Source organism: Hydrogenovibrio sp. 3SP14C1, from assembly GCF_029625905.1.
Taxonomy (GTDB): Bacteria; Pseudomonadota; Gammaproteobacteria; order Thiomicrospirales; family Thiomicrospiraceae; genus Hydrogenovibrio.
In genome coordinates this window covers 98,567-122,511 of record NZ_JARTLM010000007.1, presented here as the reverse complement: position 1 = coordinate 122,511, position 23,945 = coordinate 98,567, and the positions used below count along the sequence as shown (strand labels likewise).

The window sequence follows — 23,945 nt, the reverse complement described above, 5'->3', positions numbered from 1 at the left end:
AGGATAATTTTGAATTCCAAGTCAACTTCCACCCCCGTCCCAAAACATATTGCCATTATTATGGATGGTAATGGACGTTGGGCAAAAAAACGATTTTTACCTCGTTTTGTAGGGCACCAGAAAGGATTGAACGCCGTCAAGCGCGTTGTGAGTCGGTGTGCGGAAGTGGGCGTGGAGTCTTTAACCTTATTTGCTTTTAGTACTGAAAATTGGAAGCGCCCTGAAGAGGAAGTGAATAAGTTGATGGGGCTGTTTTTGAAAGCCTTGCAAAAAGAAGTGACCAAATTGCATGAAAACCAAGTACGGTTGCGTATTATTGGCGACAGAAAAGCATTTGATTCAGAAATTCAAGCGCACATTGATCAGGCAGAAAAGTTGACTGAAAAGAATACCGGATTGACTTTGAATATCGCAGCCAATTATGGCGGACGCTGGGATGTTGTAGAAGCGGTTAAAAACTGGCATCAGGCGAATCCAGACAGTCCTTTGTCAGAACTGTCAGAATCAGATATCAGTCAGCATATTTCTTTAGCGGATCAATCTGTTCCTGATTTGTTGATTCGTACCGGTGGAGAACAACGAATCAGTAATTTTTTAATCTGGCAAATGGCTTATGCTGAGTTTTATTTTTGTGATGAACTTTGGCCTGATTTTAATGAAGCATCGATTGATCGCGCAATTGAATCTTTTCAACACAGAGAAAGACGTTTTGGCAAAACGAGTGAGCAGGTAACCCAATGTTAATGCAGCGTGTCATAACCGCCAGTTTATTGTTCTTGTTGGTTGCAGGGTTGCTATGGGCTGGAAATGCCCAGGCCTGGTTGTTTTTTGCGTTGGTTTTGAGTTTTGTATCTGCTTGGGAATGGTTTGGCTTTACCGGCTCTGAAAAACCTGTTCCGCGGGTTTTATACGGCGCACTGGTTACCGCTCTTGTTTTTTGGGGGGTAAGCCAGGGGGGGATGAGCTTATTCATGTTCTTAACTCTAATAGTGATGGTGGCGATGGTGATGATGGTGATTCAGTACCAACGTCGTAAAGGACAATTTGGCATTCGAAACCAATTCATGATTCTATTGTTAGGTGTTGTGGTTTTGATTAATTTTGCCAGTGTGTTGTTGTTTTTTGTCAGTGAGTATTCCGCAGGGGTGGTGTTGTTGAGTTTGTTTGTTATCTGGGCCATCGATACAGGCGCCTACTTTTCAGGTAGACGTTTTGGTAAGCATAAACTTGCCAACCATGTCAGCCCTGGAAAAACATGGGAAGGTGTCTATGGCGGCGCATTACTAGCGTTTATTATTGCTATTACCGGGTTATATCTTCTTGATCCTGTGTTGAATATTTCTTATTTAGCCACTGCGCTTGTTTTCACGGTTATCGGTCTGTTCTCTATTTTTGGCGACTTGTTTGAAAGCTTGTTAAAGCGTCAGGCAAACCTTAAAGATAGCAGTCAGTTGTTGCCAGGACATGGTGGTGTCTTGGATCGCTCAGATAGTTTATTGCTTGCGCTGCCCATTTTTTATTTTGTGTGGCAATGGATTTTATGATGACGTTTATCTGGTCAATTATCGGCTTTATCATTGCGATGGGGTTATTGGTTACTATCCATGAGTGGGGCCATTATATGGTCGCCAGATTATTTAATATCAAAGTGACGCATTTCTCTATCGGGTTTGGTAAACCGGTTTATGTTAAACAGAAAGGCGAAACTCAGTTTCAAATCGGGAGTATTCCCCTCGGTGGTTATGTCAAGTTTGCAGATGAACGTGAAGGTCGTGTGCCGCAAGAAGACATGACCAGAACCTTTAATCGACAAAGTGTATATCGACGTTTTGCAGTGGTTTCAGCTGGTCCAATAGTGAATTTAATTTTTGCTTGGATCGCCTTTTCATTGATATATTTTTCTGGCGTGACCGGATTAAAACCTGTTTTTGAAGAGGCCACGAGTGGTTCCGTGCTTGCAAAGTCTTTGTCGAATAATGACCAGGCCTGGCAAGTAAAGCGTGTCGATGGTGAAGTCGTACTGGATTGGAAAGATGTTTATCATCGAGTCTTAGAGGCTCTCGTTGATAAGCAACATGCTGTTGAGGTTGAGCTGGCTTCCTTTGATGGTCAAATGAGCAAAAAAGTGTTTTTACCCTTATCTGAATTGGATATTAATACGCCAAAACAAAAGTGGCTTTCTGTACTTGGGTTTAAACCGAAATACCCCCAAATGCCACCTGTAATTGACCAAGTTTTACCACAATCTCCTGCTGACAAACTGGGACTTGAAAAAGGCGATCTGATCGTCACAATTGATGAGTTGTCTATATCAGACTGGAATCAATTCGTCTCATATGTGCAAAAGCATCCAAATGAAGTCATACAGTTATCGTTTGAACGTAATGGTAGGCTGATTCAAAAACAAACCCGGCTTGATGAAAAAGAATTTAATGGACAGGTGGTTGGAAGCTTAGGCGCATCGGTTTTTTGGGATGAAGCGCAATTAGAAAGCTACAAGGTTTCTGTCTCGTATGGGGTTCTAGAGTCAATTCAAAAGGGCTGGACTCACAGTTTGGGATTGCTTGATATGACCGTTAATATGATTAAACGCATGATATTTGGTGATGTCTCAATTAAAAATCTATCCGGACCTGTTAGTATTGCAGAGTTTTCAGGACAAGCTCTGCAAAACGGTTGGGTTGCTTTTTTGAGTTTGTTGGGTCTTTTAAGTTTGAGTTTGGGTGTTTTGAATTTGTTACCTATCCCTGTGTTGGATGGTGGACATCTCTTTTTTTGTGTCATCGAAATGATAAAAGGGGCTCCAGTTAAGGAGTCAATTGAACTAGTCGCTCAAAAGATTGGCGTTACCCTTATCTTGATGCTTACTTTTTTTGCTTTATTTAATGATGTGGTACGAATTTCCAATGGTTAAACAGTTTTTTCAATTCTCGCTTCTTGCTTTTCTACTACTCTTTAATGTTTCTGTTGTGAAGGCTTCCGATTTTCAAATCAATGATATTCAAATAGAAGGGAATAAACGGATTAGTTTTGAAACAGTCCGTAGTTATTTACCCATCGAAGTGGGTGATGAGCTTTCGCCGGCTAAAATTCAAAAAAGTATTCAAGCACTTTATCAGACAGGTTTTTTTAGAGATATCGCTTTCTTTCAAGAAGGGGATGGCGTGTTAAAAATTAGAGTGCTTGAGCGACCCTCTATTGCCGATATTAGTATTGAAGGGAATGAGTTGATCAAAACAGAAGATATGACTCAAGCTTTGAACACAATGGGGGTTAAGAAGGGACGTATTTTTAATGATACCCAAATGGAACGTATTATCTTAGATTTAAGAAGACGTTATCAAAACCAAGGGTATTATGCTGCTGAAATCGATATTCAAGTTAAAAAATTACCCCGCAATCGAGTGTCATTAGAGATAAAAGTAGAGGAAGGGAAGCCTGCGAGTATCGGTCGAATCACATTGGTGGGAAATAAAACCTATGATGATGCCCGTTTAAAAGGAAAGTTACTGTTGTCTGAGTCAGCCATTATTGGGGATTCTGATAAGTATGCAAAGCCCAAACTTCAATCTGATATCGAAACGTTACGTTCTTATTATATGGATAGAGGGTTTGCTGAATTTAAAGTGGACTCTTCTCAGGTGAGCTTGTCTTTAGATAAAACTCAAGTGTTTATTACCATCAATATTAAAGAAGGCGTTCAATATACCGTTTCTGATATTAAATTTACCGGTGAAACGATCATTAAACAAGCTGAGCTCAAAAGCTTACTTAAAATACATGAAGGGGACTTTTTTTCAAGAAGCCAAATCGTAGGAACTGTGAACGCTATTCGTGATCGTTTAAGTGAAGAAGGTTATGCTTTTGCAGAAATTGAACCGATTACGAAGCTGGACAAGAATAATCGTTTGGTATCGTTAGATTTTAGAATTGAACCGAAAAGCCGTGTCTATGTAAGGCGTATCCGTATCGAAGGAAATACTCGAACACGTGACTATGTTATTCGAAGAGAATTGCGTCAGTTTGAAAATGCCCCTTATTCCTTAAAAGCCGTGCGCCGTTCCAATACAAGATTAAATCGCCTAGGGTATTTTAAAACAGCTAAGGTGGATACAGATCGTATTTCAAAAGATCAGGTTGATTTAGTGGTAAAGGTTGAAGAGCAGTCAACGGGCGCTTTTAATGCTGGGATAGGCTATTCTCAGTTAGATGGTATCAGTTTTACTATTGGGGTGACTGAGCGAAATGTCATCGGATCTGGTTATAAAGCGAACATTAATGGAACCTATAGTGCCTCGACTAAATCGGCGGATATCGGGGTGACAAACCCTTATTTTACTGCTGATGGGGTTTCATTAGGTGGTGGGGTTTACTATCGCGAAATTGATGCCAGAGAATTAAATGTTTCAAACTATACAACGAATAATTACGGATTAAGATTGAATATTGGATATCCAACCAGTGAGTGGAGTAGTTTAAGTTATGGTTTAAAGTTTGATGACCAAACCTTGAAGTGTATTGATACCTTTAGCGCGTGTAAAACTTATACCAGCCAATATGGGCGCCACTTCAACTCAGTGCGTTATACCATGGGCTGGAGCCATGACACTAAAAATGCTTTTTACTTTCCAACGGAAGGGCAACGCACAAGTGTGAGCGGAGAGTTAGTCATGCCGACCAATTCAGATGTTTCTTTTTATAAACTATATTTAGAAGAAAGTATTTACCAACCATTATCAAAGTTCTTTACATTGAAGCTAAAAGGTGACGTTGCTTATGGTACTGGGTATGGTGGTCATGATGAACTTCCTTTTTATGAAAATTTTTATGCGGGTGGGATTGGTACAGTAAGAGGGTTTGAGCCTAACTCTTTGGGTCCTAGGTATGATGCTGTTACTGATGGATCAACAGACCCAACTGGTGGAAATTTACGAATTGTGACGAATGCGGAAGTCAGTTTCCCAATGCCTTTCATTGATGATTCTGGAAACTTACGTTTGAGCCTTTTTGTGGATGCTGGGAATGTCTTCAGTGACGCGAGTGCCGTTAAGTTGCCGGAATTTAGATCTGCAGCAGGGCTTGGTGTCGCTTGGATTACTCCTGTAGGACCGTTAGCATTTAGTTTTGCAAAAGCACTTAATTATCAAGATACGGATAGAACTCAAGTGTTCCAGTTTAATTTAGGTGTTCCGATGTAAAAAGTCGTCTTAAGGCGACTGGGTTATGGTGAATAGATCAGTAAAATGATTAAAAAATTTTATTAAATCGGATACAATATTTTCAATATATATATTTTGTAAGGATCGTTTTTATGCGTAAGTTGCTAATGGTGTTTTTAGGTGGTGTTTTAACCATTTTGTCAACCCAGTCGTTAGCGGAACCCATTAAGCTGGGTGTTGTTAATGTTGGGTTGTTGTTAGAAAAGGCACCTCAAGCGCAAGCAGCTGGAAAAAACCTAGAAAAAGAGTTCGGTCCTCAGCAAGCTGAGTTGAAAAAGTTAGCGAAGCAGCTGGAAAAAAAACAACAAGACTATCAAAAAAATCAATTGGTGATGTCTGACTCACAAAAGGTCGCTGCGGAAAGAGAAATCAGCATGCTGACACGTGATATTCAACGCAAACGAAATGACATTCAAGAATTGGTTAATATTCGTCGAAATGAAGAGCTAGCAAGTCTTCAAAGTTTAGTTAACCAAGCTATTAAGGAAATTGGTAAGCAAGAGAAGTTTGATTTGATCCTATATGAAGGGATTGCTTATACCAACAACCGTTTGGACGTCACTCAAAAAGTTTTAGAATACCTAGAAAAAGAGTATCGAAAAAAACGTGCTAACTTTAATAAGTAATGAGTTGAGCGTTTAGTTTGAAATTAAAAGATATTGTAAATTACCTTATAGAAGAAGGCATCGACGTCGAGTTAAAAGGTGATGGTTCTATTCACATCGACCAAGTATCAGGCTTGGTTGAAGCACAACAAAATCACATCAGTTTTTTTTCCGACCTAAAAAGAAGTCATGAGCTTGAGCAAACTTCTGCAGGCGCTGTTTTAATTAACTCGAAATTTGAAACCCTAACAAGTAGAACCTGTTTATTAGTTGAAAATCCATATTTCGCGTTTGCGAAGGTATCGCAACTACTGAATCCTGAGCATACTGCAGCAGGTATTCATCCTTCTGCGGTGATTGATGAATCCGCTAAGATCTCAACAACGGCTTGGATTGGTGAAAATGTCGTTATCGGTAAAGGGGTTACGATCGGAGATGATTGCTATATAGGTCCTGGATCTGTCGTATTGGATCATTCTGTCATCGGTAAAAAAACACGCCTAGTCGCTAATGTCACCGTAATGGATAACTGTATTATTGGTGATGAAGCCTATCTTGACCCAGGATGTGTTATTGGTGGTCAAGGGTTTGGATTCGCGAATGAACAAGGAGAATGGCATAAGATTCCACAGATTGGCCGAGTTGTCATTGGTGATCGTGTCTTTATTGGGGTCAATGCAAATATTCACCGTGGCGCAATTAATGACACTGTAATCGAGTCAAACTGTATTATTGATAGCTTGGTTCATATTGCTCATAATGTTTCGATAGGCTATGGATCAGCAATTGCAAGTCAAGTTGGCTTTGCAGGAAGTACCACGGTTGGAAAATATTGTGTTTTTGCTGGGCAAGCAGGCATTAACGGACATATTTCGATTGCTGATAAAAGTTATTTTGCAGCGAAATCGGGTGTGACACATACTATAAAAGAAGCAGGAAGTTATTCTGGCTTTCCAGCCATACCGACAGCTGAATGGCAAAAAAACATGGTTCGGTCGAAAGGACTGAATAAAATGGCACAGAAAATTAAATACTTAGAAAAAGAATTACAAGAATTAAAATCTAACTTGGAAAATAACTAACATGTTGAATGTAAAAGAAATATTTGAATATCTTCCTCATAGGTATCCATTTTTATTAGTAGATCGTGTGACTGAATTTAATTCAGGGGAATCGTTAAAAGCTTATAAGAATGTGACTTATAACGAACCTCAATTCACGGGTCATTTTCCAGATAATCCAATCATGCCAGGTGTTATGATTATTGAGGCAATGGCGCAATGTACTGGGATTCTTGCGTTTAAAACACAAGACGTCAAGCCTGATGGTACATCAATGTACTACCTAGCAGCGGTCGATAATTGTCGTTTCAGAAAGCCAGCCATTCCAGGGGATAAGCTGGAATTTGAAGTCAAGACGGTGAATAATAAAAAAGGTATTTGGAAGTTTGAGTGTACAACAACTGTTGACGGTAAATTGATAGCTTCTTGTGATATGTTGTGTGCAGAGCGAAAAGTTTAATTTAGAAACCAAAAAATTAAAAAGGGTTAAGTGTGATTCATTCAACAGCCATTGTTGATCCAAAAGCGAATATTGCCGATGATGTTGAAATTGGCGCCTATTCAATTATTGAAGCGGATGTTTCTATTGGTTCAGGGTCGGTCGTTGGTCCTCATGTCGTGATTTCAGGGCCGACAACGATTGGAAAGAATAACCACTTTTATCAATTCTGTTCAATTGGCGCAGCCCCACAGGATAAAAAGTATGCGGGTGAACCGACTCGTTTAACTATCGGGGATAATAATACTTTTAGAGAAAATGTGACAGTGAATCGAGGAACCTCACAGGATAGAGGGGAAACCACCATTGGCAATGATAATTGGGTCATGGCGGGGGTTCATATTGCGCATGATTGTGTTATCGGAAACCATGCTATTTTTGCCAACGCTTCAGCTCTTGCCGGGCATGTCACTGTCAGTGATTGGGCAATTTTAGGGGGCTATACGCTTGTACATCAGTTTTGTAATATCGGTGAGCATTCGTTCTGTGGCATGGGAAGTGTTATCAACCAGGATGTCCCTAATTTTGTAACGGTTTCTGGCAACCTCGCCGGACCTAGAGGGTTGAATGTAGAAGGTCTGAAGCGTAGAGGATTTGATAAAGATCAAATTCATTTAGTTAAAAAAGCCTATAGAGCTCTTTATCGTACCGGTTATCGTTTGGAAGAAGCTATTTATGAAATTGACGCCATTAATGATGAGCGTGATACGCTTGGATCTTTAGTCGCTTTCTTAAAACAGTCTAGTCGTGGCATCGTTCGATAAATTGAATAACAGTTCAAAAAGACCTGTTATCGCAATGGTCGCAGGTGAAGCTTCTGGTGACACATTGGGAGCTGACTTAATCCAGTCTTTAAAGAAACGTTACCCCAATGCAAAGTTCATCGGTATTGGCGGTCAAAAAATGATCTCTCAAGGATTTGAAACTTGGTATCCACTCGAAAAGCTTTCTGTGATGGGGTTTTTTGAAGTTTTAAAACATTTGCCTAGTTTGCTTCGTCTTCGAAAAGAATTAATAAAAAAATTATTGACTGTAAAGCCAGACGTTTTTATTGGTGTTGATGCACCTGATTTTAACTTTAAAATCGAAGGAATCCTAAAAGAAAAGGGGATTTCGACTGTTCATTATGTGGGCCCATCCGTTTGGGCATGGCGAGAAAAAAGGTTGTTAAAAATTAGGAAGCAAGTGGACGGGGTGCTTGTCTTATTTCCTTTTGAAACGGAGTATTATGATAAATATGATATTCCTTCGAAATTTGTAGGTCATCCTTTGGCTAGTCAAGTTATAAACGCCCCTGGAAAAAAAGCTGCACGAGCCCAGCTTGGGTTAGATGCTGATGCACCTGTGACCGGTATATTACCCGGCTCTAGATCCAGTGAAATCAACTTGATGATTGATGTCTATGTTCAAGTGGCGGTAAAGCTGCACCAAATTTACCCAAAAATGAAGTTTGTTGTGCCCTGTGTTAATCAGGCAGCGAGAGACAGAGTCGAGTTAGCTATTTCTGACTATGGAAAAGGGATCGATTTTATCCTTCTAGATCAGAATGCACAATTAGCGATGGCAGCATCAGATCAATTACTGGTAACGTCTGGAACAGCAACGCTAGAAGCCGCTTTGATGCAGCGTCCACTGATTTTAGCTATTAAATTACACCCTATTTCATATTGGATTATGAAGCGTTTGGCGACGACAAAATGGGTCGGTCTTCCTAATGTGTTGGCTAAAAAATGTATCGTGCCTGAACTGATCCAAGAAAATGCAACACCAGACAAAATTGTTTTAGCACTGAGTAAACTCATTACCGACAAAAAGATGCGTGAAATGCAATTGTTCGAGTTTAAAAAGCAATATGACGCCCTTAATCAAAATGCTTCAGAGTTAGCTGCTGATGCCGTTGTTAAATGGGCAAAGTTAGAAAATGGATAACATTCAGAAGAACTTAGATTTTACGTGTCACGATATTTTAGATGAATTTATTGTTGGCGTTGATGAGGTCGGTAGAGGGCCACTGGTGGGGGATGTTGTTGCTGCAGCTGTTATTTTGCCGAAACAGTGCCAGTTATTGTTAAAAGATTCCAAGAAATTATCTGAAAGTAAAAGAGAGCGCTTGGCTGTTCAAATAAAACAAGAAGCGGTTGATTTTTGTGTTGCAATGGCTTCCCCTGAAGAGATTGATTCTTTGAATATTCTTCATGCAACCATGCTTGCGATGAAGCGTGCGGTTGAAGGGCTCAATCATCCGATTAAAAAAGTACTGGTTGACGGAAACCGTTGCCCGAATGTTTCTTATGACTGTGAAGCCATTGTTAAAGGTGATGGTAAGGTTCCTGTTATAAGTGCCGCGTCTATCTTGGCAAAAGTGCATCGCGACCAACAAATGCAAGAATTGCATGATGCATATCCTGATTATGGTTTTGATGCCCATAAAGGCTATCCTACTAAAGCTCATCTAGAAAACTTATCACGATATGGATTGATTCCGGGGTATCGCCAGTCGTTCAAACCCGTTAAAAATATTTTGAATTGTTAGACAGTTAATAAATTTTGATCTGAATAGGGAGGCTGTCTTCTGTAATCAAGATATATAGAATTTTAATTTGAGTAAAAACAGGATTTAGATTAAAGTTTTTTCAGTAAGACAGTAAATACCTTCAATTTGGTAAGGTGGCTAATAAACACTAGGAAATGCTATGAGTACGACTTTAGAACAAGTTGAAAAAACGGCCCAGTTAAGTAAAAACAATCAGATGAGTCTTATGATTTTTCAGGTTCAATTTCCTAGAGAAGGTGGGGCAACACCTCCTTATTATGGTATGAATGTTTTTAAGGTGAGGGAGGTTTTGGAAGCACGTGTCTATGAACTTTCTGACATGCCTGATGCGAATCCATTAATAGAAGGAATGATCGAGCTTCGAGGTGTTTATTTACCAGTCATTGACCTTCCTAAGTGGATGGGGTTTGAAATGACGGAAGAAGAGCGAGAGAAGTCGATAATTATCGTATCGGATTTCAGTCGTAATTTTATCGGCATGCGTGTTGCTCATATTCACGGAGTTGAAGAAAAGGACTGGACGGACATTAAGCCTGCGACTAACTACAATGTTGATGTGAATACCAACCAAGTGATTAACCACACGTATTTGGAAAACAGTGATCAGCTTTGTTTTATTCTTGATATTGAAAAGTTGTTGATTGAGGCGATGCCATCTATGGCAGAAAAGATTTTTTCATCAGCAAAAGAAGTCAATTCGAGTAAGCATGAGTTTACGGAAATTGTTAAAAGTAGACAAATTCTTTTTGCTGAAGACAGCAAGTCTATCCAGCAATATATGAGTATGGTGTTTGATCAGTTGGGATTAAGATATCAGGGCTTTGAAAATGGTCGTTTATTGATGGACTATGTTGACTCTCTTGAGAATATGGATGATGTCTCTATGATTTTTACAGACTTGGAAATGCCTGTTGCTTCTGGACATACGGTCATTAAAGAGCTGAAATCTAGTCCTAAAACAAGAAATACACCGATCGTGGTTCATACTTCTATGACAAGTGAAAACAATAGTCGTGAAGTTTTGGATATGGGGGCAGATCACTTTGTCGGGAAAGTGGATACTAATTTGATTGTTGAGACGATTAAGAAAATTGAAGACAAGTATTATAAGAATTAAAAAATAGACAAATAAATTTTAGACATAAAAAAAGGCACTGATCAGGTGCCTTTTTAGTTTAAAGTCATCTTGAATTAACGTTGACGAGCTTTAAATCTTGGGTTTGTTTTGTTGATTACATAAACTTTCCCACGACGTCTAACAACTTGACAGTCCTTATGACGTGTTTTTGCTGATTTTAATGATGATAAAATTTTCATATTAGATATCCAATATTATTTTTTTTGGTTGATATTCATCAACGAGTTCAAATTTGAAAGCGTGAATTTTACTGATTATTTGATGGTTTGTCTAGTTTTTTTGTTAGAATGCCAATTCTTTTATAAAAGACGCCTGTGCCGGTCATTATATTCGATTTTCAGGGTACTGAATTTTTTTCTATTCAGATTAAAATGTGGCTTCGTTTTGGTTAGGAAAACAGTAATTTCATGTCGTTAAAAATACAAATTCAGTCTATCCTTGGAAAAGAAGGCAAGCTTGCTCAGAATACGTCAGATTATGAAGTACGCCATGGCCAAGTTGAGATGGCAGAAACGGTCGCTGAAATAATTGAAGAAAGCCAAACCCTTCTTGCCGAAGCCGGTACCGGGACTGGAAAAACATTCGCCTATCTTATTCCTGCCTTATTATCAGGTAAAAAAGTCATTGTATCGACTGCGACGAAGACACTACAAGATCAACTATTACGTAAAGATATTCCGCTTTTAATGGATATTTGCAACTCCAAAGGTACTGCAAAGATATTAAAAGGCCGAGAAAATTATATTTGTCCACAACGCTTGGAGATTGCAGAAACAGCTGAGCAAAACACCAAGGAAGTGTGGCGAAAATTATCATTGATTCACGATTGGCAAGACAAAACGTTGATTGGAGATAAGTCTGAACTTACGACGTTAGATGAAAACGATCCTATTTGGGGTCGAGTTTGTGCTCGCATGGAATTTTGTCAGGCAAATGAATGTACTGGTGATAATGGCTGTTTTTATCCTGGAGTCAAACAGCAAGCCACAGATGCTGAAATTTTAATCGTGAACCATCATTTGTTTTGCGCCGACTTAGCCTTAAGAGAGCAAGGTTTTGGTGAAATTTTACCTGAAGCAGATATCTATATTTTTGATGAAGCTCACCAGCTCCCTGATATTGCAGCTCAATTTTTAGGGTTTAGTGTGAGTCGGTTCCAGTTAGATGAATTGGTAAGGGATGTGCGACTGGCTTATAAAAAAGAGTCTCCAGAAACCATTGAGTTATCCGACCAAGCAAAAGCGGTTGAAGATAAAATTCGAATTTTTAATGAAGCGTTAGGTAAATGGGAAAAACGCTGGACCTGGGAAAGCTTTGCCGAGGCAAAAACGGGTCATAAAACGCTTGAACATTTACGTAACCAACTGTCTTTATTGGCGGATACGATTAAACCGATTACAGACCGAGGTAAATTGTTATCCGCTTTGTATAAACGGACACAGGAATTTGAAAAGCAGATTGAGACCTGGTTAAAGGCTTCCTCTGAAAATCAAATACGCTGGGTGGAGTCTTCCCAGGCAAGGTTTAAGCTCAACTTAACACCGTTAAGTATTGCTGCACCCTTTAGTCGACAACGTGAGGCGTTAGGTGGTGCTTGGGTGTTTACCTCAGCTACGCTTAGCGTAAATCAAAGCTTTGATTATTTTGCGCATCGATTGGGGCTTGAATCTGCGCGTAATTGTCAATGGGAAAGCCCTTTCGATTACCAGCAGCAAGCCGTGATTTATCATCCGATTGGGTTACCCGAACCAAAGCATCCCGATTACATTAAAGTATGCTTAAGAGCGGCCTGGCCTTTATTGATCGCCAGCAAAGGACGAGCGTTTTTATTGTTTACCAGCCACAAGGCGTTACAAGAAGCAAAGGTGATTCTTTCGCAACACTGGGAAGGCGAACTGATGGTGCAAGGGGATGGCCCTAAAACGACGTTGCTTGCACGTTTTAAAGAGGCTGAGAATGCTATTTTATTAGGGACAAGTAGTTTTTGGGAAGGCGTGGATGTTAAAGGAGATGCATTAAAGTTGGTTTTGATTGACCGAATTCCTTTTATCCCACCAGATGATCCTGTCGTTCAGGCAAGGGAGTCTTTTTTAAAGCAAAAAGGGTTAAGTGGTTTTTTTAACTTTCAAATTCCTGAAGCAACAATCGCGCTTAAACAAGGGGCGGGTCGGTTGATTAGAGACTCATCCGATAAAGGGGTGTTGATGCTGTGTGATCCACGATTGAGTCAAAAATCCTATGGTAAGATTATTACCAATAGCTTTCCAAATTTTAAATGGGTCTATGACGTGAATGAAGCAAAAGAGAAATTATTATGAATGTATTGGCGGTTGAGTCTTCAACAAAAGCGTGTTCGGTTTGTTTGAAAGCGGGAGATACCGTGTATGTTGAATTTGAAATGGCACCACAACGTCATGCTAACTTAATGTTACCTATGGTGGAAAAGGTTTTAAATCAATCGGGCCTCACATCCGATAAAATTGATGTGTTAGCGTTTAGTGAAGGGCCTGGCGCCTTTACTGGGATTCGGATTGCGGCGGGTGTTATTCAAGGGCTTTCCTTAGGTTGGGGAAAGCCTGTTTTGCCTGTTTCAACGTTAGAAGCGCTTGCGTGGCAAGCATATAAAGAAACCGGCCAGACAGAGTGGATAGCTTGTCTTGATGCGCGTATGAAAGAGATTTACGTGCAATCTTGCCATATCGAGGCAGGTCGATTAATTTCAACCAAAGCGCAGTTATCTTCTCAGCAGCAATTACTTGAAATGTTAAAAACTAACACCATAAAGAATGGTGTAGGGGATATCGAGCCTGAGTATCCAGAGATCGTTAGTATGTTTGAAAATTGGCATGGCGCCTACCCTTCAGCAGAAGCGATTGCCGATATTGCGCAACAGCGTTTCGATCAAGCCAAAGCGCTTGATGAAGAAATTCCGCTGCCAGTTTATTTACGAAATAATGTAGCGGATAAGCCCGCTGCTATGAAATAATTTAGATTGCCTGTTTTTTAAGCAATAGAGGTAAGGTGTAAGACTTTGTTCAGGTTTTCGTTTTTGTTGAAATGTTGCGCACATAATTATCCACAACTTCTGTGTATAGATTGCTTGGCATTTTTAGACGATAATAGTGTTGTTGCATTTTAATTAAATAAGCCATTAAAAGGCTTTGGAGCGTTGTTTTGAAAAAATTGATCAAACTGTTTTTTGTGACTGTATGTTTGAGTATTATGTCATCTGCTTGGGCAGTTAATGACATGTTGTCGCATCAATTTAAAAAGGGAGACACTGTGTTGGTTGGTTTCCCTGCAACGAATATCAAAGATGATGCCTATATCATTGGTGTTGTTCAAAAAGTCACGCCGAAAGGTAATTACCAAATCACCGTTAGAGACTTTGTGGAAGGGCATGATTATGGTTTGTCTTGCGTGCCTATTGCGGTCGATTCTGCAGGAAACGAAACTGGACAATCTGGCTGGGAAATGTGGGATGATACAAAGCAATTGACGTCTAATGGCTTAGAGTACATTGTACCCGCTGACAATGTTGTGAAGTTGGCCAAAGGTCAAATGAACTTTATTGATCGCTATAATGTTTATATTGTCTATTCTCGCTGGAAATCCAATGTGCCGGTGATGTCTATCGATCGGTTAGAAAGCGCTGAAGCTGAAGCCGATTCTGCAAATATGTCAGAAATGATTCCGGCTTTGGAAATTGCAAAATTGGATCGAGCCAGTTATTTTGATTCTACCAATGGGCGCCCATATTGGCCTTACGAAAGTGTGCCGCATTTGACCAAGTTGCTGGACCATATCATTGGGATGCTTAAAAAACATCCAGAGCTCAATAAGCTTTGGCGGGCAGAAAACAGGGATTGGGATAAGATTAATGAAAGCATGGAAACATACTTTTTAATTGATGCCATTGATAAAGCGGTTGATGATGCTTATTTCTTGTTAAATGAAGACAGTATTAACAAGGCTGATGCAAAGGCACTTAAGCGTTTAAAAGGACAGCTTAAGTACCTCGGTAAAATACATTAAACATTTCTTTTGTTGATTACTGAGGGAACTGATAATAAGTTTTGTTTAAGTAATCAACCACTTTTTCACGTTCATCATCAAACCAACCGACATTTAAGTTTTGATCACAGTAAGCAACCGCTCCTTGAAGGTCTTGATAGTTATCCGGGGCCATTTTTTTTAGACTGGGTTTGTTGAAGCCCATTGTGCTATGGCATTTCATACAGTTTGCTTCATCAAACAGTACTTTACCCGGGTGAGGTTCTGCTAGAACTGAAAAAGGTGAAAATAAAATCGTGGTTAATATCGTTTTGTGGACGAGTTTCATTTGAGGTTCCTCCGTCATATTACTATGAGTTAAGTCGAACTTTAAAATAATGAATTCTACGAATAATCTATTTCATTCTACTGGTTTAATTTCTCAACCTATATAAATGTTTTTATAGGAATTTAGAAGAATTTTATATCTCATACTTTTTATGTGACTATAAAAGTCCAAATTTTATGCGAAATTGAAAAATGACCAGGCCTGGCGGTTATTTTTAAAAAAGCATGGTAAAGAAGGGATTAAACAACAGGGCTTTACAAAGTCAGATAAAATATGCCTCTCTTATAAAAGATTCAAAGGACTGGAGATGGTTGAACAAACGTTTATCAAAGGTAAAGATGCTTGCTTAGAAGATTCAATTAATAAAATGCAAAGCTTGTTAAGCACTGCGGGATTTGAAATAGAAGAAGCTTCTTGGTTAAACCCGGTCCCCAATGTTTACTCAGTCCACATCCGGGACAAAAACTGTCCGGCTCTGTTTACCAACGGTAAAGGCGCTAGTCGTAAAGCAACTTTGGCCAGTGCGTTAGGCGAGTTTTTCGAACGCTTGGAAACCAACTATTTCTTTTCTGATTTTTATTTGGAAGAGTCGCTCATTAAAAATCAAAATCCTTTTTTGTGGGATGAGCAAGGATTATATTTTCCAGATGAAAAATCATTTGAACTGTCTGATTTTCGCCAATGTTTAACCCCTGAGTTATGGGCAATTTACGATCCTGATGCGGAGATGATGGCTGAAGACTTGTTGAGCTTAAATGATGCTTCACAAAAAATTCGCTGTTTACCGCTAACGAATGCCTCTAGTAATGAAACGGTTTATTTTCCGATGAACCTGTTTAGTAATTTGTATGCCAGTAACGGTTTAAGTGCTGGTAATACATCTCAAGAGGCGCTGGTGCAAGGGTTGTCAGAGGTTTTTGAGCGCTGGGTGAAGCGTAAAATTTTAACGGACAATCTCTGTTTACCAGAAGTGCCAGAGTCTGTCGTACAGCGTTACCCAACCGTTGTTAAAGCTCGAAAAGCACTACAAGAGCAAGGCATTGAAGTTTCTATTCGAGACAGCTCTCTTGGTGGACACTTCCCGGTGATGAATGTGACATTATTTGAACAAAAGACAGGACGTTGTTTCGCTTCATTTGGGGCGCATCCTATTTTTGAAGTAGCATTGGAAAGAACGCTAACCGAGTCTTTGCAAGGTCGCAGTCTGGATATGCTGGATGGGTTTCAGCTGCCTATATTTGATGAAGCGTTAGTGGCGGATGATGAAAATATTGAAAACCATTTTATTGATTCGAGTGGCTTGATCCATGCGAGGTTTATTTCACATCAATATGATTTTGAGTTTAATGAATGGGATTTCAAAGGCGATACTCAGGCTCAATACGATTACTTGGTTAAAAAAGTGCATGAGCAAGGTGCTGAAGTCTATTTTGCACACTATGAGCATTTTGGTATTAATGCATGTCGTATCATTGTGCCTGAAATGTCGGAAGTTTTTCCGATGCATGAACTGGTCGACAACAACCAAAATAGAGGGCGTGTTTTACGCGAGATTTTATTAGAACTTGCGGAATCTGACGAAAACGACCGTTTTGAGAAGGCGCTGGAACAAGTCGAAATGATGGGGTTTTCAGAACATCAGGGTGTTGCTAATTTGATTGGCCTGTTACCGGATCCAAATTCCTATTGGAAGAAGTTTAAAATTGTCGAATTGCAAATGTGGTTGTTGTTGGCGGTCAAAGACTACGAGATGGCCTATGAGCGACTGCAGGAATGCCATTATTTCGTCGATGATGAAACGATGGCGGTTTTTTACAAAGCGCTAGGGTTCGCTTTGGATATTATGTTGGAAGACAATATTGCTCAATATCCGATTTCTGTTCAAAATCAGTTGTTTGGTGAAAAAGTCATTGAAAAAGTTTGGCGTAATATTAACGGAGAAGAATTTTTTGGTGGTTTGGAAGTTGGAATAGCGGCCTTTCAGAATAGCCAAAACCATCTTGCCTTAATGACGGTTTATGAAAAAGTTCAACAAGTAAAAAATCTTGCGACTAAAAAATAAGGTTCCAGGAGAGTTTTAAAATTTGTACGTGCTTTTTAGAAAGAACTAGTATCAGTTTTATGAGCAAAAGTTCCCAAATTTGTTAAAATGACCCGATATTCTACAAACTTAATCAAAGAGCTAAAAATTGGTTTTAGCTGGAACAGGAACACCTATGAAATTAGATTTTTTAGATTTTGAACAACCAATTGCAGAATTGGAAGCCAAAATTGATGAATTGCGTCACCTGGATGGTCAGGATATGGACCTGATTAAAGAGGTTTCTGCGTTAGAGCAAAAAAGTAAAAACTTAACCCAGTCAATTTTTAGTCGCCTGTCTGATGTGCAAGTTGCTCAAGTCGCTCGTCATCCACAGCGTCCTTATATGTTGGATTATCTAAAAGAGATGTTTACCGATTTCAAAGAAATGCATGGTGATCGTGCGTTTGCAGATGATGCCGCGATTATTGGTGGGTTAGCACGACTTAATGGCCAAGCCGTGATGGTAATCGGCCAGGAAAAAGGGCGTGATACCAAAGAAAAGATTCGCCGTAATTTTGGAATGCCTCGCCCTGAAGGGTATCGAAAAGCGTTACGTTTAATGAAAACGGCAGAGACCTTCGGTTTACCGGTTCTTACTTTTATTGACACCCCTGGTGCTTATCCTGGGATTAATGCGGAAGAGCGTGGTCAGTCCGAGGCCATTGCGCGTAATTTGATTGAAATGTCAGAATTAAAAGTGCCTATTATCTGTACGGTCATTGGTGAAGGTGGTTCTGGTGGGGCGTTGGCAATTGGAGTTGGAGACGTCACGATGATGATGCAATACAGCACTTACTCCGTTATTTCGCCTGAAGGGTGTGCTTCAATTCTATGGAAAGATGTCGCAAATGCCGCTGATGCGGCGGCGGCATTAGGGATTACGGCGCCACGATTGAAAGAGCTTGGTTTGGTCGATGAGATTGTCGAAGAGCCATTGGGTGGAGCACATCGTAATCCGTCAGCTGCTGCTTCCTCTTTAAAAGATGCGATTCAAAGACAGTTGGAATTGTTGAAAAACAAGCCAGTTTCAGACTTGCTTGAATCCCGTTACCAGCGTTATATGCAGTACGGCAACTTTGACGTTGCTTAAACCTGTCTTGTAAGGTTTTCATGTCTTATCAAAAGGTTGAATTGACTCTCTCAAAGCTAATTCACCTTTATCCTACTCCTGTTCGATTTCTCGTAGCCTTCAGTGGCGGGTTAGACTCCACTGTCTTGTTGGATGCTCTTTGCAAGCAAGTCTCGCCTAAAATTATTAAAGCGGTTTATATTAATCATGGGTTACAGGCAGAGTCAGCGCAATGGGCTGAGTCGTGTGCACAATTTTGTCATCAGTTAGGTGTGCCATTTGAAAGCATTGATGTGCAGGTATCTGAAACCGCCCGCCAAGGAGTGGAGGCTGTTGCGCGTTTGAAACGGTACGAGGCGCTTTATAACAAAGCAAAAGACGATACCATTCTTTTAACTGCGCATCATCAAAGAGATCAAGCTGAAACCTTGATGCTTAATTTAGCGAGAGGGGCGGGGATTTCAGGTTTGTCTGGCATGCCATATCAAAAAAAAATTAAACTGGATGATCAAGTTATCCAGCATTGTCGACCGTTGTTAAAGGTTGATTATGACTCTATCCAAGATTATGCAAACCATTATCAGCTGGATTGGGTAGAAGATCCTTCTAATCAAACAGTGGACTATCGTCGTAATTATCTGAGGCATGAAGTGCTGCCAAAAATCCGCCAGGCCTGGCCATTTTCAGACGCGAATTTTGCCAAATCGGCACACCATTTAAATGAAAGTGTAGTGCTTTTGAATGACTTGGCAGAGATCGATTTACAGTACTCTGATTACACTGATTTTTATCTATCATTCATCAATGTAAAAGAGCTAAGATGGTCTCGGCTTAAAAATTTGACCCGGTACTGGGTAGAGTTCTGTGCCTCAAGTCTTAGGTTGAATGCCAAAATTTATCAATGGCTGCAGCAGTGTTTGAATAACGAGAACCCTCAGGCCAAACCCAAAATGTTATTGGCACGAGGGGAGTTGCGATTTTATAACCATGTTTTGTATTATCTTGAAGACTTGAAAGTGACCTATTATTTAAATTTTGATGAGTTTGATGCATCCGAATTACACTTTTTTAATGCATTGCATTTTTCTGAACAGCTCTCGTCTGAGCAAAGATCAAAACTGGATGATGCGGTTGTGCGTCCTTTAAAGGCCGATGACCTGAGATCGGAATTACAAAAAAAAGCGCTGAAAAAATGGTTTAAAATAAATAAAGTACCAGATTGGGATCGTCAACGATGGCCGGTACTAGAAAAAGAAGGGCAGGTGGTTGCTATTTTAGGGTTTTATACGAAAGAATCATTTTAATAAACTGTAATGAAAGATTGCTGAACCCTTGAGAATCCGTTATAATTTGCTTCCATTCTTATTACCCAATTCTGGTGGGTGCTTTACTCAAAACAAAGCTCTCAATTTGCTGAATTAAGTCTAAACTAAAGTGATTTCATGACAAAGTTTATATTCGTAACGGGTGGTGTAGTTTCTTCATTAGGTAAAGGAATTGCAGCCGCATCTTTAGGGTCTCTTCTTGAAGCAAGAGGCTTGAAAGTCAGTATGTTAAAAATGGATCCATATATCAATGTGGATCCGGGAACCATGAGTCCGCTTCAGCATGGTGAAGTATTTGTTACCGATGATGGCGCTGAAACCGATTTGGATTTAGGCCATTATGAGCGTTTTGTTCAACGTAACTTCACCAAACGTAACAGTTTTTCAACCGGCCAGGTTTACGAGAAAGTGATTCGTAATGAGCGCCGAGGTGATTACCTGGGTGGAACCGTTCAAGTGATTCCACATATTACCGATGAAATTAAACACCGTATCAAATTGGCCGCTGCGGGTTCTGATGTCGCATTAGTAGAAGTAGGCGGGACAGTAGGGGATATTGAGTCTCTTCCTTTCTTGGAAGCGATTCGTCAATTAGGCGTGGAAGTCGGTCGAGACCGTGCGATGTTTATGCACCTGACATTATTGCCTTACATTGCCGTTGCAGGTGAAGTTAAAACCAAGCCGACTCAACACTCTGTAAAAGAATTACGTTCTATTGGGATTCAGCCGGACATTTTGATTTGTCGTTCAGAAAGACCGTTGGAAGAGTCTGAAAAACGAAAAATCGCATTGTTTACCAATGTTGAAGAAAGAGCAGTCATTAATTCATTGGATGCACGTACGATTTATGAAGTGCCACGTATGTTGCATGAGCAAGGTTTAGATCAACTTGTGACAGACCGTTTTAGAATCGATGCGCCGGTTGCCGACTTGTCCGATTGGGATGATGTAGTGCAGGCGCAACTTAACCCAGAGAAATCGGTTGAAATCGCGATGGTCGGTAAATATGTTGACTTGACAGAAGCTTATAAATCTTTGATTGAAGCCTTGATTCATGGCGGGATTCAAACCAAAACTCAGGTTAATATTCATTATATTGATTCCGAAGATCTTGAAAAAGATGGGATCGGCGCCATACAAAACATGGATGCAATTTTGGTTCCAGGTGGTTTCGGAGAACGTGGTGTTGAAGGTAAAATTTCAGCAATTCAGTTTGCAAGAGAAAATAAAATTCCTTATTTAGGTATCTGTTTAGGGATGCAAATGGCTGTTGTCGAGTTTGCTCGTCATGTTGCTGGGTTGACTGATGCACACAGTACAGAATTAGATTTAAAAACGAAGACACCAGTTGTTGCGCTTATTACGGAATGGACCGATGAAAATGGTCAAGTGATAGAGCGAGACGAAAAAACCGATTTGGGTGGGACAATGCGTCTTGGTGGTCAAAGTTGTGCCTTGGTTGATGGCAGTAAAATGCGAGAAATATATGGTGCCAGTGTCATTCGTGAACGCCATCGTCACCGGTATGAGGTCAATGATGGTTATATCGCTAAATTAGAAGCGGCTGGCTTGAAAATTTCTGGCCGTTCAGAAGATGGAAATTTAGTGGAAACTATTGAGATTGAAGATCACCCGTGGTTTATTGCTTGCCAATTTCACCCTGAGTTTACTTCAACACCTAGAAATGGACATCCATTGTTTAAAGCGTTTGTTGAAGCAGCAAACCAGCACAAACAGACAACTCATTAAGAAGGTTTTTGTATTATGAATTTATGCGGATTTGACGTTGGGATTGACCAGCCTCTATTTTTAATTGCAGGACCTTGTGTCATTGAGTCTGAACAGCTTGCTATTGATACAGCCGGCCAGTTAAAAGAATTAACCGATGAACTAGGGATTCCATTTATCTATAAGTCTTCTTATGATAAAGCGAATCGATCTTCAACTAAAAGCTTTAGAGGGCTGGGTGTTGAAGAAGGTTTGAGAATTTTGCAAAAAGTGAAAGATGAAGTTGGGGTTTCAGTTCTAACAGATGTACACGAAGATACACCTTTAGATGAAGTCGCTTCTGTGGTTGATGTGATGCAGACACCTGCATTTTTAGTGCGCCAAACCAACTTTATTCAGAATGTATGTAAGCAAGGGTTACCAGTCAATATCAAAAAAGGACAGTTTCAAGCGCCTTGGGATATGGATCAAGTGGTTGCAAAAGCACGCGAAGTTGGTAACGATCAAATTATGGTGTGTGACCGAGGCACTTCTTTCGGTTATAACACCTTGATTTCAGACATGAGAGGGTTAGCCTCAATGAGACAGACTGGTTGTCCTGTTGTGTTTGATGCAACGCATTCTGTTCAGCAACCAGGTGGGCAGGGAACTACTTCTGGTGGACAAAGAGAAATGGTCCCTGTTTTAGCACGAGCTGCAATCGCTGCCGGGATTTCAGGTGTGTTCATGGAAACCCACCCTGATCCTGAAAATGCATTGTCTGATGGCCCAAATATGTGGCCTATCGCTCGTTTAAAGCCTTTGCTGGAAACAATGAAAGAATTAGATGACGTGGTAAAAAAACACGGTTTCATTGAAGATCAATCTTAAAAAAGAAATGGGTAAACGAATGGCCTTTTATTTGTCATTATTTTGCCATACTCATTTATTAAAATAAGATTGATTAGTCACGCGAAAAAAACATAGTCGGCGAGAACTCGCTGAACAAACTTAAAAGAATTTAGAATAAAAAGTAAATAGGAAAATAATCATATGTCATTGATTAAGGATATCAAAGCTCGTCAAGTAATTGATTCTCGTGGTAACCCCACTGTTGAAGCAGATGTGATTTTAGACGATGGGTCTAAAGGTCGTGGTATTTCACCTTCTGGTGCATCAACAGGATCTCGTGAAGCAATTGAACTGAGAGATGGTGATAAGTCTAAATTTGGTGGTAAGGGTGTTCTGAAAGCAGTAAATAACATTAACACTGAAATCAGAGACCTGTTGATTGGGAAAGAAGCAACAGATCAAGCTGCTATTGATAATGCGATGATCGCATTAGATGGAACGGAAAACAAAGCCCGTTTAGGCGCTAACGCTATCTTGGCAGTTTCGATTGCGGTTGCACAAGCAGCGGCGCAATCAAAAGGATTGCCATTGTATGCTTACCTTAAAACAGATGATTATAAAATGCCGGTTCCAATGATGAATATCATCAATGGTGGTGAGCATGCGGATAACTCTGTTGATTTCCAAGAATTCATGATTATGCCTGTCGGCGCGCCAACGATGTCTGAAGCCATTCGTTATGGTGCTGAAATCTTCCATGCTTTGAAAAAAGTGTTACACGACAAAGGCTATAACACAGCGGTAGGTGATGAAGGTGGGTTTGCACCGGATCTAAAATCTAACGAAGAAGCAATTACCGTGATTTTAGAAGCCATTAAAGCTGCGGGTTATAAAGCAGGTGAAGACATCATGATTGCAATGGATGCTGCATCTTCAGAACTATACAAAGATGGTAAGTATTTCCTAGGCTCAGAGAATAAGACATTAACGTCTACAGAAATGGTTGATTTACTTTCTGACTGGGTCACAAAATACCCAATTATTTCTATCGAAGATGGACTGGATGAGTCTGACTGGGATGGATTTAAGTACCAAACTGAAAAAGATGGCAAGCGTTTACAAATTGTTGGTGATGACTTGTTTGTAACCAACCCTAAGATCTTGAAAGAAGGGATTGAAAAAGGGGTTGCGAATTCAATTCTGATTAAGATCAACCAGATTGGTACTTTAACAGAAACTTTTGAAGCAATCCAAATGGCGAAAGATGCGGGTTATACCGCAGTTGTGTCGCATCGTTCTGGCGAGACAGAAGATACTGTTATCGCGGATATTGCTGTTGCAACAGGCGCTGGTCAGATTAAAACAGGGTCTTTATCTAGAACAGATCGTATTGCTAAATACAACCAGCTGATTCGTATTGAAGAAGAGTTAGGTTCAAAAGCAGTTTATCCTGGTAAAGATGCATTTTACAACCTTAAATAATCAAGGGTA

22 protein-coding genes are annotated in these 23,945 nt (G+C 40.0%); 20 read left to right on the top strand and 2 right to left on the bottom strand.

All coding sequences use genetic code 11. The features are described from left to right. Positions 1-9: 9 nt before the first annotated feature. The 11 genes from P8629_RS07465 (at position 10) to P8629_RS07415 (ending at position 11,055) form a co-directional block, all read left to right on the top strand. On the top strand, positions 10-744 hold the full coding sequence (locus P8629_RS07465; RefSeq protein ID WP_278165501.1) for an isoprenyl transferase: 735 nt from the start codon (positions 10-12) through the stop codon (positions 742-744). Next, positions 738-1,544, top strand: coding sequence for a phosphatidate cytidylyltransferase (locus P8629_RS07460; protein WP_278165500.1), 807 nt, complete (start codon positions 738-740; stop codon positions 1,542-1,544). The genes P8629_RS07465 and P8629_RS07460 overlap by 7 nt, the downstream gene beginning before the upstream one ends. Continuing rightward, positions 1,541-2,914 (top strand): RIP metalloprotease RseP, encoded by a 1,374-nt coding sequence (rseP, locus tag P8629_RS07455; protein WP_278165499.1) that lies wholly within the window; start codon positions 1,541-1,543, stop codon positions 2,912-2,914. Before P8629_RS07460 ends, rseP begins: the two co-directional genes overlap by 4 nt. After that, positions 2,907-5,198, top strand: coding sequence for an outer membrane protein assembly factor BamA (bamA, locus tag P8629_RS07450; RefSeq protein ID WP_278165498.1), 2,292 nt, complete (start codon positions 2,907-2,909; stop codon positions 5,196-5,198). The genes rseP and bamA overlap by 8 nt, the downstream gene beginning before the upstream one ends. 113 nt (positions 5,199-5,311) lie before the next feature. Next, on the top strand, positions 5,312-5,845 hold the full coding sequence (locus tag P8629_RS07445; RefSeq protein ID WP_278165497.1) for an OmpH family outer membrane protein: 534 nt from the start codon (positions 5,312-5,314) through the stop codon (positions 5,843-5,845). A 17-nt stretch (positions 5,846-5,862) separates the two neighbouring features. Next, a complete protein-coding gene (lpxD, locus tag P8629_RS07440) occupies positions 5,863-6,906 on the top strand; it encodes a UDP-3-O-(3-hydroxymyristoyl)glucosamine N-acyltransferase (RefSeq protein WP_278165496.1) in 1,044 nt (347 codons plus the stop codon). Position 6,907: 1 nt separating this feature from the next. After that, the gene (gene fabZ, locus P8629_RS07435) at positions 6,908-7,345 is read left to right on the top strand and encodes a 3-hydroxyacyl-ACP dehydratase FabZ (RefSeq protein ID WP_278165495.1); all 438 of its coding nucleotides are present in this window, start codon (positions 6,908-6,910) and stop codon (positions 7,343-7,345) included. A 32-nt stretch (positions 7,346-7,377) separates the two neighbouring features. Then, complete coding sequence (gene lpxA / locus P8629_RS07430) at positions 7,378-8,148, top strand: acyl-ACP--UDP-N-acetylglucosamine O-acyltransferase (RefSeq protein ID WP_278165494.1); 771 nt, start codon at positions 7,378-7,380, stop codon at positions 8,146-8,148. Next, positions 8,132-9,313: a lipid-A-disaccharide synthase gene (gene lpxB, locus P8629_RS07425; RefSeq protein ID WP_278165493.1), complete on the top strand. Its 1,182-nt coding sequence runs from the start codon at positions 8,132-8,134 to the stop codon at positions 9,311-9,313. Before lpxA ends, lpxB begins: the two co-directional genes overlap by 17 nt. After that, complete coding sequence (gene rnhB, locus P8629_RS07420) at positions 9,306-9,917, top strand: ribonuclease HII (protein WP_278165492.1); 612 nt, start codon at positions 9,306-9,308, stop codon at positions 9,915-9,917. Before lpxB ends, rnhB begins: the two co-directional genes overlap by 8 nt. A 160-nt stretch (positions 9,918-10,077) precedes the next feature. After that, positions 10,078-11,055 (top strand): chemotaxis protein CheV, encoded by a 978-nt coding sequence (locus P8629_RS07415; RefSeq protein WP_278165491.1) that lies wholly within the window; start codon positions 10,078-10,080, stop codon positions 11,053-11,055. 74 nt (positions 11,056-11,129) lie between these two features. On the opposite strand, the gene ykgO is transcribed toward P8629_RS07415, so the two are convergent. Continuing rightward, entirely contained in the window at positions 11,130-11,255 is a 126-nt protein-coding gene (gene ykgO, locus P8629_RS07410; protein ID WP_011370693.1) for a type B 50S ribosomal protein L36, read from the bottom strand. 228 nt (positions 11,256-11,483) lie between these two features. Between ykgO and P8629_RS07405 the strand changes: the two genes are divergently transcribed. The 3 genes from P8629_RS07405 (at position 11,484) to P8629_RS07395 (ending at position 15,111) form a co-directional block, all read left to right on the top strand. Continuing rightward, positions 11,484-13,394 carry an ATP-dependent DNA helicase gene (locus tag P8629_RS07405; protein WP_278165490.1) on the top strand — a complete coding sequence of 637 codons (1,911 nt, stop codon included), beginning with the start codon at positions 11,484-11,486 and terminating at the stop codon, positions 13,392-13,394. After that, complete coding sequence (tsaB, locus tag P8629_RS07400) at positions 13,391-14,062, top strand: tRNA (adenosine(37)-N6)-threonylcarbamoyltransferase complex dimerization subunit type 1 TsaB (protein ID WP_278165489.1); 672 nt, start codon at positions 13,391-13,393, stop codon at positions 14,060-14,062. Before P8629_RS07405 ends, tsaB begins: the two co-directional genes overlap by 4 nt. A gap of 188 nt (positions 14,063-14,250) precedes the next feature. Then, on the top strand, positions 14,251-15,111 hold the full coding sequence (locus P8629_RS07395; protein ID WP_278165488.1) for a hypothetical protein: 861 nt from the start codon (positions 14,251-14,253) through the stop codon (positions 15,109-15,111). A 16-nt stretch (positions 15,112-15,127) separates the two neighbouring features. Here the strand turns inward: P8629_RS07395 and P8629_RS07390 are convergent, their stop codons facing one another. After that, positions 15,128-15,418 carry a c-type cytochrome gene (locus P8629_RS07390; RefSeq protein WP_278165487.1) on the bottom strand — a complete coding sequence of 97 codons (291 nt, stop codon included), beginning with the start codon at positions 15,416-15,418 and terminating at the stop codon, positions 15,128-15,130. 307 nt (positions 15,419-15,725) lie between these two features. On the opposite strand from P8629_RS07390, the gene ycaO reads away from it, so the two are divergent. The 6 genes from ycaO (at position 15,726) to eno (ending at position 23,936) form a co-directional block, all read left to right on the top strand. Beyond that, complete coding sequence (gene ycaO / locus P8629_RS07385) at positions 15,726-17,480, top strand: 30S ribosomal protein S12 methylthiotransferase accessory factor YcaO (protein WP_278165486.1); 1,755 nt, start codon at positions 15,726-15,728, stop codon at positions 17,478-17,480. Between the two features lie 154 nt (positions 17,481-17,634). Continuing rightward, the gene (locus P8629_RS07380; RefSeq protein WP_278165485.1) at positions 17,635-18,591 is read left to right on the top strand and encodes an acetyl-CoA carboxylase carboxyltransferase subunit alpha; all 957 of its coding nucleotides are present in this window, start codon (positions 17,635-17,637) and stop codon (positions 18,589-18,591) included. A gap of 20 nt (positions 18,592-18,611) precedes the next feature. After that, on the top strand, positions 18,612-19,874 hold the full coding sequence (tilS, locus tag P8629_RS07375) for a tRNA lysidine(34) synthetase TilS (protein WP_278165484.1): 1,263 nt from the start codon (positions 18,612-18,614) through the stop codon (positions 19,872-19,874). Positions 19,875-20,012: 138 nt separating this feature from the next. After that, positions 20,013-21,644 carry a CTP synthase gene (locus tag P8629_RS07370; protein ID WP_278165483.1) on the top strand — a complete coding sequence of 544 codons (1,632 nt, stop codon included), beginning with the start codon at positions 20,013-20,015 and terminating at the stop codon, positions 21,642-21,644. Between the two features lie 15 nt (positions 21,645-21,659). Beyond that, positions 21,660-22,493 carry a 3-deoxy-8-phosphooctulonate synthase gene (gene kdsA / locus P8629_RS07365; RefSeq protein WP_278165482.1) on the top strand — a complete coding sequence of 278 codons (834 nt, stop codon included), beginning with the start codon at positions 21,660-21,662 and terminating at the stop codon, positions 22,491-22,493. A 162-nt stretch (positions 22,494-22,655) separates the two neighbouring features. Beyond that, on the top strand, positions 22,656-23,936 hold the full coding sequence (gene eno / locus P8629_RS07360; RefSeq protein WP_278165481.1) for a phosphopyruvate hydratase: 1,281 nt from the start codon (positions 22,656-22,658) through the stop codon (positions 23,934-23,936). Positions 23,937-23,945 lie beyond the last annotated feature (9 nt).

Coding starts and splice junctions, on each gene's coding strand:
- rseP (WP_278165499.1), top strand. CDS start 1,541: ATGATGACGTTTATCTGGTCAATTATCGGCTTTATCATTGCGATGGGG.
- P8629_RS07445 (WP_278165497.1), top strand. CDS start 5,312: ATGCGTAAGTTGCTAATGGTGTTTTTAGGTGGTGTTTTAACCATTTTG.
- P8629_RS07380 (WP_278165485.1), top strand. CDS start 17,635: ATGAAATTAGATTTTTTAGATTTTGAACAACCAATTGCAGAATTGGAA.
- ycaO (WP_278165486.1), top strand. CDS start 15,726: ATGGTTGAACAAACGTTTATCAAAGGTAAAGATGCTTGCTTAGAAGAT.
- kdsA (WP_278165482.1), top strand. CDS start 21,660: ATGAATTTATGCGGATTTGACGTTGGGATTGACCAGCCTCTATTTTTA.
- P8629_RS07405 (WP_278165490.1), top strand. CDS start 11,484: ATGTCGTTAAAAATACAAATTCAGTCTATCCTTGGAAAAGAAGGCAAG.
- tsaB (WP_278165489.1), top strand. CDS start 13,391: ATGAATGTATTGGCGGTTGAGTCTTCAACAAAAGCGTGTTCGGTTTGT.
- ykgO (WP_011370693.1), bottom strand. CDS start 11,255: ATGAAAATTTTATCATCATTAAAATCAGCAAAAACACGTCATAAGGAC.
- P8629_RS07460 (WP_278165500.1), top strand. CDS start 738: ATGTTAATGCAGCGTGTCATAACCGCCAGTTTATTGTTCTTGTTGGTT.
- P8629_RS07370 (WP_278165483.1), top strand. CDS start 20,013: ATGACAAAGTTTATATTCGTAACGGGTGGTGTAGTTTCTTCATTAGGT.
- bamA (WP_278165498.1), top strand. CDS start 2,907: ATGGTTAAACAGTTTTTTCAATTCTCGCTTCTTGCTTTTCTACTACTC.
- rnhB (WP_278165492.1), top strand. CDS start 9,306: ATGGATAACATTCAGAAGAACTTAGATTTTACGTGTCACGATATTTTA.
- P8629_RS07390 (WP_278165487.1), bottom strand. CDS start 15,418: ATGAAACTCGTCCACAAAACGATATTAACCACGATTTTATTTTCACCT.
- fabZ (WP_278165495.1), top strand. CDS start 6,908: ATGTTGAATGTAAAAGAAATATTTGAATATCTTCCTCATAGGTATCCA.
- eno (WP_278165481.1), top strand. CDS start 22,656: ATGTCATTGATTAAGGATATCAAAGCTCGTCAAGTAATTGATTCTCGT.
- tilS (WP_278165484.1), top strand. CDS start 18,612: ATGTCTTATCAAAAGGTTGAATTGACTCTCTCAAAGCTAATTCACCTT.
- P8629_RS07415 (WP_278165491.1), top strand. CDS start 10,078: ATGAGTACGACTTTAGAACAAGTTGAAAAAACGGCCCAGTTAAGTAAA.